12 protein-coding genes and 1 tRNA gene are annotated in these 14,257 nt (G+C 21.4%); 5 read left to right on the top strand and 8 right to left on the bottom strand.

Annotation, left to right across the window (positions count from 1 at the left end):
- Positions 1-36: 36 nt before the first annotated feature.
- On the top strand, positions 37-774 hold the full coding sequence (gene dnaC, locus BCC_RS00100; protein WP_011672417.1) for a DNA replication protein DnaC: 738 nt from the start codon (positions 37-39) through the stop codon (positions 772-774).
- An 18-nt stretch (positions 775-792) separates the two neighbouring features.
- Here the strand turns inward: dnaC and efp are convergent, their stop codons facing one another.
- From efp to BCC_RS00085, 3 genes are all read right to left on the bottom strand, one after another.
- Positions 793-1,365, bottom strand: a complete 573-nt coding sequence (gene efp, locus BCC_RS00095) for an elongation factor P (protein ID WP_011672416.1) — start codon at positions 1,363-1,365, stop codon at positions 793-795.
- A gap of 138 nt (positions 1,366-1,503) precedes the next feature.
- Positions 1,504-3,156, bottom strand: a complete 1,653-nt coding sequence (gene groL / locus BCC_RS00090) for a chaperonin GroEL (protein WP_011672415.1) — start codon at positions 3,154-3,156, stop codon at positions 1,504-1,506.
- Positions 3,157-3,210: 54 nt separating this feature from the next.
- Complete coding sequence (locus BCC_RS00085) at positions 3,211-3,504, bottom strand: co-chaperone GroES (protein WP_011672414.1); 294 nt, start codon at positions 3,502-3,504, stop codon at positions 3,211-3,213.
- A 215-nt stretch (positions 3,505-3,719) separates the two neighbouring features.
- Here BCC_RS00085 and BCC_RS00080 point away from each other — a divergent pair.
- Positions 3,720-3,792, top strand: a tRNA-Phe gene (locus tag BCC_RS00080).
- A gap of 40 nt (positions 3,793-3,832) precedes the next feature.
- Here BCC_RS00080 and mnmE read toward each other — a convergent pair.
- The 4 genes from mnmE to rpmH all read right to left on the bottom strand — a co-directional run bounded on the left by mnmE (position 3,833) and on the right by rpmH (position 7,038).
- Positions 3,833-5,197 (bottom strand): tRNA uridine-5-carboxymethylaminomethyl(34) synthesis GTPase MnmE, encoded by a 1,365-nt coding sequence (gene mnmE / locus BCC_RS00075; RefSeq protein ID WP_011672413.1) that lies wholly within the window; start codon positions 5,195-5,197, stop codon positions 3,833-3,835.
- 74 nt (positions 5,198-5,271) lie between these two features.
- The gene (gene yidC / locus BCC_RS00070) at positions 5,272-6,129 is read right to left on the bottom strand and encodes a membrane protein insertase YidC (RefSeq protein ID WP_011672412.1); all 858 of its coding nucleotides are present in this window, start codon (positions 6,127-6,129) and stop codon (positions 5,272-5,274) included.
- 407 nt (positions 6,130-6,536) lie between these two features.
- Positions 6,537-6,881, bottom strand: coding sequence for a ribonuclease P protein component (gene rnpA / locus BCC_RS00065; RefSeq protein ID WP_011672411.1), 345 nt, complete (start codon positions 6,879-6,881; stop codon positions 6,537-6,539).
- Positions 6,882-6,903: 22 nt separating this feature from the next.
- Entirely contained in the window at positions 6,904-7,038 is a 135-nt protein-coding gene (gene rpmH / locus BCC_RS00060) for a 50S ribosomal protein L34 (RefSeq protein ID WP_011672410.1), read from the bottom strand.
- A 259-nt stretch (positions 7,039-7,297) separates the two neighbouring features.
- Here rpmH and dnaA point away from each other — a divergent pair, with 259 nt between their 5' ends.
- From dnaA to gyrB, 3 genes are all read left to right on the top strand, one after another.
- Positions 7,298-8,611: a chromosomal replication initiator protein DnaA gene (gene dnaA, locus BCC_RS00055; RefSeq protein ID WP_011672409.1), complete on the top strand. Its 1,314-nt coding sequence runs from the start codon at positions 7,298-7,300 to the stop codon at positions 8,609-8,611.
- A gap of 5 nt (positions 8,612-8,616) precedes the next feature.
- The gene (dnaN, locus tag BCC_RS00050; RefSeq protein ID WP_011672408.1) at positions 8,617-9,723 is read left to right on the top strand and encodes a DNA polymerase III subunit beta; all 1,107 of its coding nucleotides are present in this window, start codon (positions 8,617-8,619) and stop codon (positions 9,721-9,723) included.
- Positions 9,724-9,883: 160 nt separating this feature from the next.
- Positions 9,884-12,277 (top strand): DNA topoisomerase (ATP-hydrolyzing) subunit B, encoded by a 2,394-nt coding sequence (gene gyrB / locus BCC_RS00045; RefSeq protein ID WP_011672407.1) that lies wholly within the window; start codon positions 9,884-9,886, stop codon positions 12,275-12,277.
- Between the two features lie 75 nt (positions 12,278-12,352).
- Here gyrB and mnmG read toward each other — a convergent pair whose 3' ends face one another.
- Positions 12,353-14,257, bottom strand: a complete 1,905-nt coding sequence (mnmG, locus tag BCC_RS00040) for a tRNA uridine-5-carboxymethylaminomethyl(34) synthesis enzyme MnmG (protein WP_011672406.1) — start codon at positions 14,255-14,257, stop codon at positions 12,353-12,355.

The following is a 14,257-nucleotide window of genomic DNA, read 5'->3' as shown; positions in this document are numbered from 1 at the left end:
TCTAAATTAGAAATATAATAGGAAAAATAATTTATAATGAATAATTTTTTAAAAAAACTAAAAAAAATAATGCCTAAATATATAAAACCAAAATTTTATAATGATAAAGAATTATTACTTTGGAATCAAAAACAAGGAAAAAAATATTCACAATCAATTATTCAAAATAATAAAGCAATAAAAATACAAAAAACTTTAGGAAAATCTGGAATTAAAGAATTATATATGAACTGTTCTTTTGAAAATTATCATATTAATCATAAAGGACATCAAAAAGTGCTTAATGCATCTCGTAAATATGCAGAAAATTTTAAAAATAGTATTGCGAGTTTCATTTTTTCTGGAAAACCCGGAACTGGAAAAAATCATTTAGCAGCAGCTATTGGAAATTATTTAATATTACAAGGAAATAGTGTATTAATAATTACTATAGCTGATCTTATGTCATATATTAAAGAAACATTTAATAAAAAAAACACAAATTCTATGACAGAAGAAAAACTATTAAATAACTTTAGCACAATTGATTTATTAATAATTGATGAAATTGGTATACAATTAAAATCTGAATATGAAAAAATAATTATAAATCAAATTATAGATCGAAGATCTTCATCCAAAAAATCTACAGGAATGTTATCAAACTTAACACATGCAGGAATAAAAAATTTACTTGGAGAAAGAGTTATTGATAGAATGTGCATAGGAAATAGCTTATGGTTAACATTTGAATGGGATAGCTATCGAAAAAATATATCTGGAAATGAATATTAAAATAGTTAATGATAAAAATCATTTATTAACACGTGATATATATTTTCCAATACGAGTATCTATTTTAATATAGTCTCCTTTTTTAATAAATAAAGGTACTCGTACTTTAGCTCCGGTTTCTAATGTAACTGATTTACTAGATGAATTTACTGTATCTCCCTGTACTGCTACATTAAAATCTATGACTTTTAATTGTATAAAATTTTCTATATATACAGAAATAGGAGAACTATTCCATAACATAATTATGCAATTAGAAGTATTTGTTAACCATTTTTCACATCCAAATAAAAATTTTTTTAAAACATAAATATGTTCAAAATTTTTTTTACACATAAAAATCCAATTCAATCCATTATTATATAAATAAGATACATTAATTTCTGTAATATCAGCAGAATAAAAAATATCTGTTGCTTTTACTGTTTGATGAAACAATTTTCCAGTTAATAATTGTTTTAACTTTATTCTAACAAAAGCTTGTCCTTTTCCTGGTTTGATAAATTCACTAAAAAGAATTTCATAAGGTTGATTTTGTATTAAAATTTTTAAACCTGATTTTAAAGAATTGCCACTATAAGATTCTTTCATATTAATTATCTCTCACATATAAAATATGAAATCCCTTGTTCTCAAAGAACGAAAAAGAGAACAAGGAAATTATGAAGTATACTAAATAAAGTATAATAACTCTTTTTATATATTGACATATAACATAAAAACAAAAAATTACATCATTCCACCCATTCCGCCACCCATTCCATTTCCAGGAGCTGAATTTAGTTCAGATGAAGATTTTTCATCTTTAGGCAAATCTGTTACCATACATTCTGTTGTTATCATTAATCCAGCAACAGAAGCAGCATATTGTAATGCAGATCTAGTAACTTTTGTAGGATCTAAAATACCAAAAGATATCATATCACCATACTCATCTGTAGCTGCATTATAACCATAATTACCATGACCATCTTTCACATTATTTGTTACTACTGAAGGTTCTTCTCCAGAATTAGCTACAATCTGACGTAAAGGAGCTTCCATAGCACGTAAAGCAACACGAATTCCAACATTTTGATCTTCATTTTGACCATTAATACGGGAAATTTTTTCTGCAACACGAACTAAAGCAACACCACCACCAGGAACAACACCTTCTTCTACTGCAGCTCTAGTAGCATGTAAAGCATCTTCAACACGAGCTTTTTTTTCTTTCATTTCTACTTCAGTTGCTGCACCTACTTTTAATACTGCTACACCACCAGATAATTTTGCTAAACGTTCATTTAATTTTTCTTTATCATAATCTGATGTAGCTTCATTTATTTCTTGTCTAATTTGACTAATACGACTTTTAATAGCTTCTTTATTTCCATTACCATCAATAATTGTTGTTGTATCTTTATTAATGACAACACGTTTAGCTTGCCCTAAATCTTCTAAAGAAGATTTTTCTAAATCCATAGCTAATTCTTCAGAAATTACAGAACCACCAGTTAAAATAGAAATATCTTGTAACATTGCTTTTCTACGATCTCCAAAACCTGGAGCTTTAACAGCTGCAACTTTTACTATTCCTCTCATAGAATTTACTACTAAAGTAGCTAAAGCTTCACCTTCTAAATCTTCTGAAATAATTAATAATGGTTTACTAGATTTAGCAACAGCTTCTAAAATAGGTAATAATTCACGAATATTAGAAATTTTTTTATCTACCATTAAAATATACGGATTTTCTAATTCTACTAATCCTGTTTCAGGTTGATTAATAAAGTATGGAGATAAATAACCTCTATCAAATTGCATACCTTTTACTACTTCTAATTCATTTTGTAATCCTGTCCCTTCTTCAACAGTTATAACACCATCATTTCCTACTTTTTCCATAGCTTCTGCAATTAATGAACCAACCTTTTCATCTGCATTAGCTGAAATAGTACCAACCTGAGTAATTGCTTTAGAATCTGCACAAGGTACGGATAATTTTTTTAATTCATCTACAGCATCTATTACTGCTTTATCAATTCCTCTTTTTAAATCCATAGGATTCATTCCAGCAGCTACTGCTTTTAAACCTTCATTTACAATAGATTGCGCTAATAATGTAGCTGTTGTTGTTCCATCACCTGCGGCATCATTTGCCTTAGAAGCTACTTCCTTGACCATTTGCGCACCCATATTTTCAAATTTATCTTCTAATTCAATTTCTCGAGCTACTGATACGCCATCCTTAGTAATACTTGGTGGTCCAAATGATTTATCTAAAACTACATTTCTTCCTTTAGGACCTAATGTTACTTTTACAGCATCTGCTAAAACATTTACTCCATGTAACATTTTAATTCGAGCTTCATTACCAAATTTCACATCTTTTGCAGCCATGTTAATATCCTCACAGTATTTAATAAATAATTAAAAATAAATTTTTATATAATTTTATTTTTCAACAATTGCTAAAATATCATTTTCTGTAAGAATTAATACTTCTTCATTATTAATCGTTTCTGTTTTTGCTCCATAACCTTCATTAAAAATAACAATATCTCCAACTTTTACATCTAATTTTTTTATACTACCATTATCTAAAATTCGACCTTTACCAACTGATAAAACAACTCCACGAGTAGATTTTCCAGCTGCTGAACCTGTTAAAACAATACCTCCAGCAGATTTTAATTCTACTTCATTGCGTTTAACAATTACTCTATCATGCAATGGACGAAGCTTCATATAATAATCCTTTTTTCAATTTAAATCTAAATAATATCTATTAAATAATTACTAAGAGAAATTTATTTTATTCAACTCTTATATTTTAAGAATATATGGACCTTAAGAAAGAATTTCAAGGGGAAATTTAAATTTTATTTTTTTATTTTAATATATATATTAAATAATATAAAAACATTGACAAAACTATTAATTTCATGTTTAATATTTTTAACGCCCGGATAGCTCAGTCGGTAGAGCAGGGGACTGAAAATCCCCGTGTCGGTGGTTCAATTCCGCCTCCGGGCAAAATCTATATATTTTTTAAATATTTTTTTTAATACCAAAATTATTTTCCAATACAAAATTTAGAAAAAATTTTATCTAATAAATCTTCACTATTAAATTTTCCTGTTATTTTTAATAAATATTTTATAGATAAACGAATATCATCAGATAATAATTCTAAATATAAATTTTTCATCCAATTTCTTTTACCATTAATTAAATACATCAATGATTTTTTTAATGCTGATATATGTCTTTTTTTTGCTAAAAATGTGCTTTCTACATTATTATGTAATGTAGTAATTTCTAAAATTTTATTTTTTAAATATTCTATACCAATATTTTTTTTAAGAGATAAATAAATACATTCAAATTTTTTATAAATAATACTTATATATGGTTTTTTATTAATTAAATCAATTTTGTTAAAAATAAAAGTAATATTTTGATTTTTTTTTAAGTTATTAACAATATTTTTTATAAAATTATTATTAATCATTTTTTTTTTTGTAACATCAAACATTAAAAAAATATGATTACAAGATTTAATATGTTTTTTTGCTAATTTAATACCTATTACTTCAATAATATCTTGACTTTTTTGTAATCCCGCAGTATCTAAAAATTCACAACATACGCCATTAAACCATATATTTTTATGTATAACATCACGAGTAGTACCTGGAATATTAGTAACTATAGAAACTTTTTCTTTTGATAGAAAATTTAATAAACTAGATTTACCTACATTTGGAGGTCCAGCAATAACTATTTTGATAGTATTAGAAAATATATAATTTTTATGTGTTTCATCTAATAAATTAGTTATCATTTTTATAATAAAAGATAATTTTTTTTTAATATTTTTTTGTATATTTAAATCGTTTAATTCTTCAGGAAAATTAATAATAGCTTCAATTTCAGAATATATATCTTTTAAATTAAATAAAATTTTATTTATTTTTTTAGAAAAAGTACCCCTTAATGAAGACAAAGCCGCTTTAACTGATAAATGTGATTCAGCATTTATTATATCATTAATAGCTTCAGCTTGAACTAAATCAATTTTATTATTTAAAAATGCTCTTTTTGAAAATTCACCTGGATTCGCTATCCTAACATTTTTAATTGTTAAAATATTTTTAATTAATAAATCTAATATAATAGGGTTTCCATGACTATGAAATTCTAAAATATTTTCTCCTGTAAAAGATTTAGGAGCTAAAAAAAATAAAGCTATTCCTTGATCTAATAAATTATTTTTAACATCATAAAAAGATGAAAAATATGCGAATCTTTCTTTCATAGAAATTTTTAAAAATTTTTTTATTATTTTTAATACTGAAATTCCAGAAATTCTTATAATTCCTATACCTGAACGACCGATCACAGTAGCTGGAGAAACTATAGTATCAAAAAATTTCATAACTATTTTATTCCATATATAATAAAACTCTTTTTTAAATAATTTAATAAAATAAAAAAAAAATTTTAATAAAATTAAGTATTTTTTTTGAAAAACTGTATACGTATAAACCAATGCTGTATTAATGTAACTATATTACTTGTAATATAATATAAAATTAATCCAGACGGAAACCATAAAAAAAAGGCTGCAAAAAAAACAGAAAAAAAACTTAAAAATTTTCTTTTTCTAGTAGTTTTATCATCAATCTCACTTATTTGTGTTAATAAAATACTAATACCCATTAGTAATGGTAATACATGATATGGATCATAACTAGATAAGTCTTTAATCCATAAAAAAAAAGGTGCATTTTTTAATTCTACAGAAGAAGACAAAACAGAATAAAAAGCTAAAAATATAGGAGTTTGAATTAAAAATGAAAAAAAACTATTAAATGGATTAAATTTTTTAGAAGAATATAATTCTAAAATTTTTTTATTCATTTTATCTTTATTATCAGCATATTTATTTTTTAATATATCAATTTTTGGTTGTAATAATTTCATTTGTAAAACTGAAGTATATTGTAATTTAGTCAAAGGATATATAATAATTTTAATAAGAATAGTAACAAAAATAATTGCTATTCCCCAATTATTAAAAAATTTATAAAAAAAATTTAATAAGTGAAATAAAGGATAAGCAATAATATGTAATTTTCCATATCGATTTATTAATGATAAATTATCAGAAATTTTTGATAAATTTATTTGCATTTCTAATTTACATAAAAAATTAGAAAATATATTATATAAAATATACGATTTAAAATAAGACAACTTAGAAATAAAATTAAAAGAAGAAAAAAAATCATTTAATTGATGTGAATAAAAAGTATATAATTTTAGATATTTTAATATTCTAGTAGTGAAAAAATATTTTTGTAACATAGTAATTTACCTATTTTAATTTATTATTATTTTCTTTTATAATCATTATATTAAAAATTATATTTTCTAATTATTTATAATTGTTTATAAAATATATAAATATAAATTTTTTTTTATTTAATATTTATTTAAAAACTATTTAAATATAATAAAATATGAATTCTTATAATTTATTAAAAATTACAATCAAAATTATATAAAACTACTATTTTATAATAAATATTCTAATTAAAATTAGAAAAACATTTTAAAAAATTTTTCATTTTTAAAAATAAAAAAAATTTAAAATATTTAAAAAATAAAATATTATATATATATTATAAAAATTTTATCAACTATAATTAAAAAATAAAACAAAAAATATATCTATTATATATTAATACATGATATAATTTATTTAAATTAACTTAATTTTTTTTCATAAACCATAATTTTCGTAAAAAATAAAAAATAATTTTATTATCATATAAATGTACATTTTTTTTACAATCAAAAAAAAAATCCATATATTTTAAATTATTTTGAAACAAACGAAAACTTTCTCTAATAATACGTTTAATTCTATTACGATCATGTGATTTTTTGATATTTTTTTTAGAAATAGAAATACTTAATCGTGGAAAATTTAAAAAATTAAAATTAGCTAATAAAACAAAATTTTTTGTATAAATTTTATTTTTTTTATTACATGTAAAATAAAATTTAGTATTTGATATAAAACGTAATTTTTTATGAAAAGAAAATTGTGACATTTTTAAAATATTTATTTAATAACTAAACACATAAAACTGAACGTAATTTTGAACGTCGATGTGATATTATATTTCGACCGCTTTTAGATGACATGCGAGCACGAAAACCATGTGTACGATTACGTCTAATATTAGATGGTTGAAAAGTACGTTTCATACTATATTTCCCTTCTAAATTTTTAATAAATAAAAAATTATTTTATAATATAAAATATCAGTTATAAAATTTATTATCAATAATTGTTTTTAAAAAAAATAATTTTGTTTAAATAAATAAAATTTAATTTTTATTAAAAAATATATAACTAAAAATTTTTATATTATTTATATTTATTAAAAATACAATATTAATAAATCAAATTTAATATGTTTATTAATTATTATTAATAATTTATTATATTATGGATATTTAATATATGATATTTCCAATATGGAAAAAATGTTTAATACAATTACAAATAAAGTTATCACCGGTAGAATTTAGTTTATGGATTTTACCATTAAAAGTAACTATTAAAAATAATATAATTTATATATACACTCCTAATCTATTTATATTTAGGTGGATTAAAAAAAAATATGTAAATATTTTTAAAAAAATATTATATAAAATATGCAGTAATAATCCACCAAAAATTATTATTAATATAGAAAAAAAAAAACTAGAAAAAAAAAAATGTATATACAAAAAAAAAAATATTCAAATATATTTACATTCAGAAATCAATAAAAAATATCAATTTCATAATTTTATTCAAGGTCAATCAAATCAACTAGCTTACTATTCTTCTTATAAATTTACAAAAAATTTAAAAAATTTTTATAATCCATTATTTTTATATGGTAATACTGGTCTTGGAAAAACTCATTTACTACACGCAATTGGTAATAAATTTTTAATAAAAAATAAAAAAAAAAAAGTAATTTATATACACTCAGAAAATTTTATTCAAAATATGGTAAATTCATTAAAAAATAATTCTATAGATAAATTCAAAAATTACTATCGATCTATTGATGTACTTTTATTAGATGATATTCAGTTTTTTTCTAATAAAAAGAAATCACAAGAAGAATTATTCAATACATTTAATACCTTATTTAATAAACAACAAAAAATTGTATTAACAGCTGATTGTTATCCTGAATATATTTCTGGTATTACTGAACAATTAAAATCAAGATTTAAATGGGGGTTAACAATTTCAATAAATCCTCCAGAATTAAAAACTAGAATTAAAATTTTATTGCATAAAGCATATGAAAATAAAATTCTTCTATCTTATGAAGTAGCTAAATATATTGCAAAAAAAATATTTTCTAATGTAAGAGAGTTAGAGGGTATTTTAAAAAAAATACAAATATTATCTATATTAAATAAAGAAAAGATAACTATTAATTTAGTAAAAAAAATTTTAAATAAAATAAAAAAAAAGAAAAAAAACATAAATATTATATATATTCAAAAAATTGTTGCTAAATATTTTAATATTAGAATATCTGATATGATCTCTCAAAAAAGATCTCAATCAATTGTACATCCTAGACAAATAGCTATGACACTAGCTAAAAAACTAACACATTATAGCTTTTCAGAAATTGGAACAGCATTTGGAAAAAAAGATCATACTACTGTTTTATATGCTTATAAAAAAATAAATCAACTTAAAAAAAAAAAAACAGAAATTTATTCTGATTTTATATATCTCTTTAACCAATTAAATGCATAAAATTTATGGAATTTAAAATTAAAAAAAATGATTTTTTTAACTCATTTAAAAAAATGAATAGAATTATTACAAAAAATCCAATATTTCCAATATTAGAAAACATAATTATTAAAATTAACGAAAAAAAATTAAAATTAACTAGTTCAAATTTAGAAGTAGAATTAAATGCGTATATAGATAAAAAATTTTTTATTTTATATAAATCTGGATGTGTTGCAATTTCTGGAAAAAAAATTTTAAATATTTGTCGTAATATATCTAAAGATGCAATATTACATTTTAAAATTATAAATAAAAAAATGCGTATTTGTATACTAAATAGTTTATTTGAATTAAATACTATGATTTGTACTAATTTTCCTATTTTTAATGATTTTATAAAAAAAAAAGAATTTTTTATTTCTGAAAAAATATTAAAAGAAATTATTTCATTAATATTTTTTTCAATAGCAAATAATGATATTAGAAATGTGTTAAATGGAATACTTATAGAATATAAAAAAAATAATTTATATGGTGTAACAACAGACGGATATCGATTATCAGTATACAAAATTGCAATAAATTTAAATATAAAAAATTTTTCTATTATTATTAATAAAAAAAGTATACTAGAATTATTTAGACTAATTAATTACACAAACAAAAAAGTAAAAGTAATTATTAATAATAATTATGTTGCATTTAAAATAAATGAAATTTTATTAAAAACAAAAATATTAGACGGAAACTTTCCTAATTATAACGACGTAATTTTAAAAAAAAAAAAATATTCTATTTTAATACCTACAAAACCATTAAAAAAATCATTATCAAAAACATCAATATTATGCAATACTATATTTAAAGGTGTTTGTTTAAATTTTTTAAAAAATAAATTAATAATTACATCAAAAAATCAAGAAGACGAAAAATCATATGATTCATTTATTATTGATAATAAAAAAATAAAAATCTCTTTTCATATAAATGTGTTTTATCTATTAGATATTCTTAATGTATTAGATGTTGAAGTTATTACTATATCATTTAGAATTCCTATTTCTAGCATTCAAATTCAATCAGATAAAAAAAAAGAAATATTATATATAATAATGCCTTTAAAATTATAATATAAAAATATTAAGTACATAAAAATATTATGTTTTAAATAAATATTAAATTTTAATTACCATATCTTAAAATTATTAATTTATAAAAATCTCTTTTTTAAAAGAGATTTAAATAAAAATCTTATAAAACAAAAAATTTTTTTATAAAAAAGGAAATTTTATGTCAGATTTATATACTTCATCAAATATAAAAATTTTAAAAGGATTAGATGCAGTTAGAAAAAGACCTGGAATGTATATTGGAGATACAGATGATGGAACCGGTTTACATCATATGGTTTTTGAAGTAGTTGATAATTCAATAGATGAAGCTTTAGCTGGATTTTGTAATACAATAAATGTAAAAATACATTCTGATAATTCTGTATCCATCAGTGATAATGGAAGAGGTATACCGATAGATATACATCCAGAAGCAGGAATATCAGCAGCAGAAGTTATAATGACAGTTTTACATGCAGGAGGAAAATTTGATGAAAATTCATATAAAGTTTCAGGAGGATTGCATGGAGTAGGAATCTCAGTTGTTAATGCATTATCAAAAAAACTAAAACTTTATATTTATAGAAATAGCAAAATTCGACAAATATATTTCCATGGAAATCCTAAAGAATCTTTATTATGTATAGGAAAAACAAAAAAACAAGGTACAAAAATTAGATTTTGGCCGAACGAAAAAATTTTTACAAATCAAAATAATTTTCAGTCTGAAATTTTACAAAAAAGATTACAAGAATTATCATTTTTAAATTCTAATTTGTTAATCAAATTAACAGATATGAGAAATAAAATATATTTTCAATACTTAAATAAAGGTGGTATAAAAAATTTTATAAAATTTTTAAATAATTCAAAAATACCTATACATAATAAAATTTTTATTTTTAAAAAAAAAAAAAAAAATATTGAAGTAAATATTGCTATGCAATGGAATTCAACATTTCAAGAAAAAATTTTATGTTTTACTAATAATATACCCCAGCAAGACGGAGGTAGTCATTTATCTGGTTTTCGTGCCGCATTAACAAGAACATTAAATAACTTTTCTGATCGAGAAAAATCAAATAAAAAAAACAAAATTACAATTACTGGAGATGACACAAGAGAAGGATTAATAGCATTAATTTCAATAAAAATGTTTAATCCAAAATTTTCGTCACAAACTAAAGAAAAATTAGTATCTTCAGAAGTAAAGTCAGTTGTCGAAACATTATTAAATGAACATTTAATGAATTTTTTATTAGAAAACCCAAAAGAATCTAAACCTATAATTACTAAAATCATACAATCAGCTCGATCAAGAGAAGCAGCTAAAAAAGCTAGAGAAATAACAAGAAAAAAGGGAACAATTGAAAGCACAAACCTTTCAGGAAAATTATCAGATTGCCAAGAAAAAGATCCTTTATTTTCAGAAATATATTTAGTTGAAGGAGATTCAGCTGGGGGGTCTGCTAAACAAGGAAGGAATAGAAGAAACCAAGCAATTTTGCCTTTAAAAGGAAAAATTTTAAATATAGAAAAAGCACGATTAGAAAAAATAATTAATTCTTCTGAATTAGTAACATTAATAACTGTATTAGGTTGCGGATTTGGAAAAGAAGAATATGATCTTAAAAAATTAAGATATAATTATATAATAATTATGACAGATGCTGATGTAGATGGATTACATATTAGAACTTTATTATTAACATTTTTTTTTCGACAAATGCCTGAAATTATAAAAAAAGGACACATATATATTGCTCAACCTCCTTTATATAAAATAAAAGAAGGAAAAAAAGAAAAATATTTAACAGATACTAATGAATTATATAAATATCAATATCAATTAATACAAAAAAAATGTTATTTAGTATATAAAATAAAACAAGAAAAAAAAGAAGAAACTTTCTCTAAAATAATTTTTCAATATAATAAAATTAATAAATTATTTTTAAAAAAAAAATATATAATACCAAGTTTTATTTTTAAAATAATGATCTATATAATTCCATTAAAAAATTTACAAAAAAAAAACAAAGTAAAAAATTGGATAAAATTATTAATAAAAAATTTACAAAAAAAAGAAAAAAAAAAGATATATTCATATCAAATAAAAAAAAATCAAAAAAACTATGAACCAATATTAAATATTAGTAGTAATAATAATTTTTATTCTTATCATCTAAAAAATGAATTTTTATTAACAAAAAAATATAAAAAATTTATTAAATTTATATTAAAAATTAATTTTTTAATTCAACATAATGCGTATATAAAACTGAATAATAAAAAATTTATATTTAATAATATAGATAAAATTATTACATTATTAATTAAAGAAACAAACGATTTTTTGAATATACAAAGATACAAAGGATTAGGAGAAATGAATCCTGAACAATTATGGATGACTACAATGAATCCAAAAACTAGAAAAATGCTACAAGTTACTATGAATGATGCTAAATCCGCCGATCAATTATTTAGTATATTAATGGGAGATTTAGTAGAACCAAGAAGAAATTTTATTAAAAAAAATGCTTTATATGCAAAAAATATAGATATTTAGAAAAAACATTAAAAATATTTACTTTCGGCAGGTATTAACGTTTTTAAACCTGCCAAAAAACGAAAAATAAAATATTTATTTTTTAAAATAAAACTTTTTTTTTTTTCTTTTTTTTAAAAATATTAATAATATTGAAATTGTAACTGGAGTTATTCCTGAAATACGCAAAGCTTGCCCAATTGAAGATGGACGATATTTATTTAATTTAATAATTGCTTCATTAGATAAACCTAAAATTTCTCTATAATCTTTTATACAATAAAGTTTTTTATTTTCATAATATTTATATTTTTTTATTTCTTTTTCTTGTCGTTGAATATATCCAAAATATTTACTTTGAGTTTCAATTTCTTCAGTAATTTCTTTATTTTTAATAACAATTTTTTTTTTTAAAAAAGAATTAAGAAACAAAATTAAATCATTATATGAAATTTCTGGTCTACGTAAAAGATCAAATGCAGTACATTTTTTTTTTAAATATATTGTTTTTTTATTATTAGAAGAAAAAAAAACAGTTTTTGGTTGTAATATAATATTTTTTAAACGATTACGTTCTCTTGAAATACTATCTTGTTTTTTAGAAAAAATTTTCCAACGGAAATCATCTATTAAACCTAATTTATAACCAATAGTAGTTAATCTTTCATCAGCATTATTTTCTCTTAATAATAATCTATATTCTGCTCTAGAAGTAAACATACGATATGGTTCAGATGTTCCTTTACTACATAAATCATCAATTAATACTCCAATATAAGCCTCATTTCTTTTAGGATACCAAGTATCTTTGCATTGAATCTTTAAAGCTGCATTTAAACCAGCAATTAAACCCTGTGCAGCTGCTTCTTCGTATCCAGTAGTCCCATTAATTTGTCCAGCCATAAATAAGTTTTTAATTTTTTTTGATTCTAAAGTCATTTTTAAATCACGAGGATCAAAATAATCATATTCAACGGCATAACCAGAATGAACAATATGAGCATTTTCTAATCCAGAAATTGATTGTATCAGATCTACTTGAATATCTTTTGGTAAACTAGTAGATATTCCATTAGGATAAATAATTTCACTATTAATACCTTCAGGTTCTAAAAATATTTGATGACTAATTTTGTCTGGAAATTTAATTATTTTATCTTCAATAGATGGACAATATCTTGGACCTATGCCTGTAATAGAACCACTATATAAAGGACTTAAATGTAAGTTTTTTTTAATAATTGAATGAGTATGATCATTTGTATATGTAATATAACAAGGTACTTGTTTTGGATGTTGTTCTATTTTACCTAAAAAAGAAAAAACTGGTGTAGGATAATCTCCATATTGTTTTTTTAAAATATCAAAATTTATACTTTTTTTTTTTAATCTCGGTGGTGTACCAGTTTTTAATCGACCTATTTTTGAAAAATATTTTTTTAAATTATTTGCTAATATTGATGCTGATACATCATTTCTTCTTCCACCATCAAAAACATCAGAACCAATATACATTTTTCCATTTAAAAATGTCCCAGCAGTTAAAATAACAATAGAACTTTTAAAAATTTTTCCATCACTAGTAATAATTCCTTGAACTTGATAATTTTTAATTATTATATCTGAAACTTCTTGTTCAAAAATTGTTAAATTTTTTTGATTATTTAAAAAATAATTCATATTTTTTTGATACAAAAATCGATCTGCTTGTGCTCGTGTAGAACGTACAGCATATCCTTTCTTAGAATTTAGTATTCTAAATTGAATACCTGAATAATCAATAACTTTTGCCATCAAACCACCTAATGCATCAATTTCTTTAACTAATTGACTTTTACCTAAACCTCCTATAGCTGGATTACATGAAAGTGTTCCTATAGTACTTCTTTTTTGTGTAATTAATAAAGTTTTCTGACCCATTCTTGAAGACGCTGAAGCCGCTTCTGTACCAGCGTGTCCAGCTCCGATAACAATAATATCAAATTTTTCATAAAAAAACAT

It is taken from the genome of Buchnera aphidicola BCc (assembly GCF_000090965.1).
GTDB classification, from domain to species: domain Bacteria; phylum Pseudomonadota; class Gammaproteobacteria; order Enterobacterales; family Enterobacteriaceae; genus Buchnera_F; species Buchnera_F aphidicola_F.
Note: the sequence above shows the minus strand (reverse complement) of the source record. Positions and strands in the feature narration are given on the sequence as shown.

Coding starts and splice junctions, on each gene's coding strand:
- dnaC (WP_011672417.1), top strand. CDS start 37: ATGAATAATTTTTTAAAAAAACTAAAAAAAATAATGCCTAAATATATA.
- efp (WP_011672416.1), bottom strand. CDS start 1,365: ATGAAAGAATCTTATAGTGGCAATTCTTTAAAATCAGGTTTAAAAATT.
- groL (WP_011672415.1), bottom strand. CDS start 3,156: ATGGCTGCAAAAGATGTGAAATTTGGTAATGAAGCTCGAATTAAAATG.
- BCC_RS00085 (WP_011672414.1), bottom strand. CDS start 3,504: ATGAAGCTTCGTCCATTGCATGATAGAGTAATTGTTAAACGCAATGAA.
- mnmE (WP_011672413.1), bottom strand. CDS start 5,197: ATGAAATTTTTTGATACTATAGTTTCTCCAGCTACTGTGATCGGTCGT.
- yidC (WP_011672412.1), bottom strand. CDS start 6,129: ATGTTACAAAAATATTTTTTCACTACTAGAATATTAAAATATCTAAAA.
- rnpA (WP_011672411.1), bottom strand. CDS start 6,881: ATGTCACAATTTTCTTTTCATAAAAAATTACGTTTTATATCAAATACT.
- rpmH (WP_011672410.1), bottom strand. CDS start 7,038: ATGAAACGTACTTTTCAACCATCTAATATTAGACGTAATCGTACACAT.
- dnaA (WP_011672409.1), top strand. CDS start 7,298: ATGATATTTCCAATATGGAAAAAATGTTTAATACAATTACAAATAAAG.
- dnaN (WP_011672408.1), top strand. CDS start 8,617: ATGGAATTTAAAATTAAAAAAAATGATTTTTTTAACTCATTTAAAAAA.
- gyrB (WP_011672407.1), top strand. CDS start 9,884: ATGTCAGATTTATATACTTCATCAAATATAAAAATTTTAAAAGGATTA.
- mnmG (WP_011672406.1), bottom strand. CDS start 14,257: ATGTTTTTTTATGAAAAATTTGATATTATTGTTATCGGAGCTGGACAC.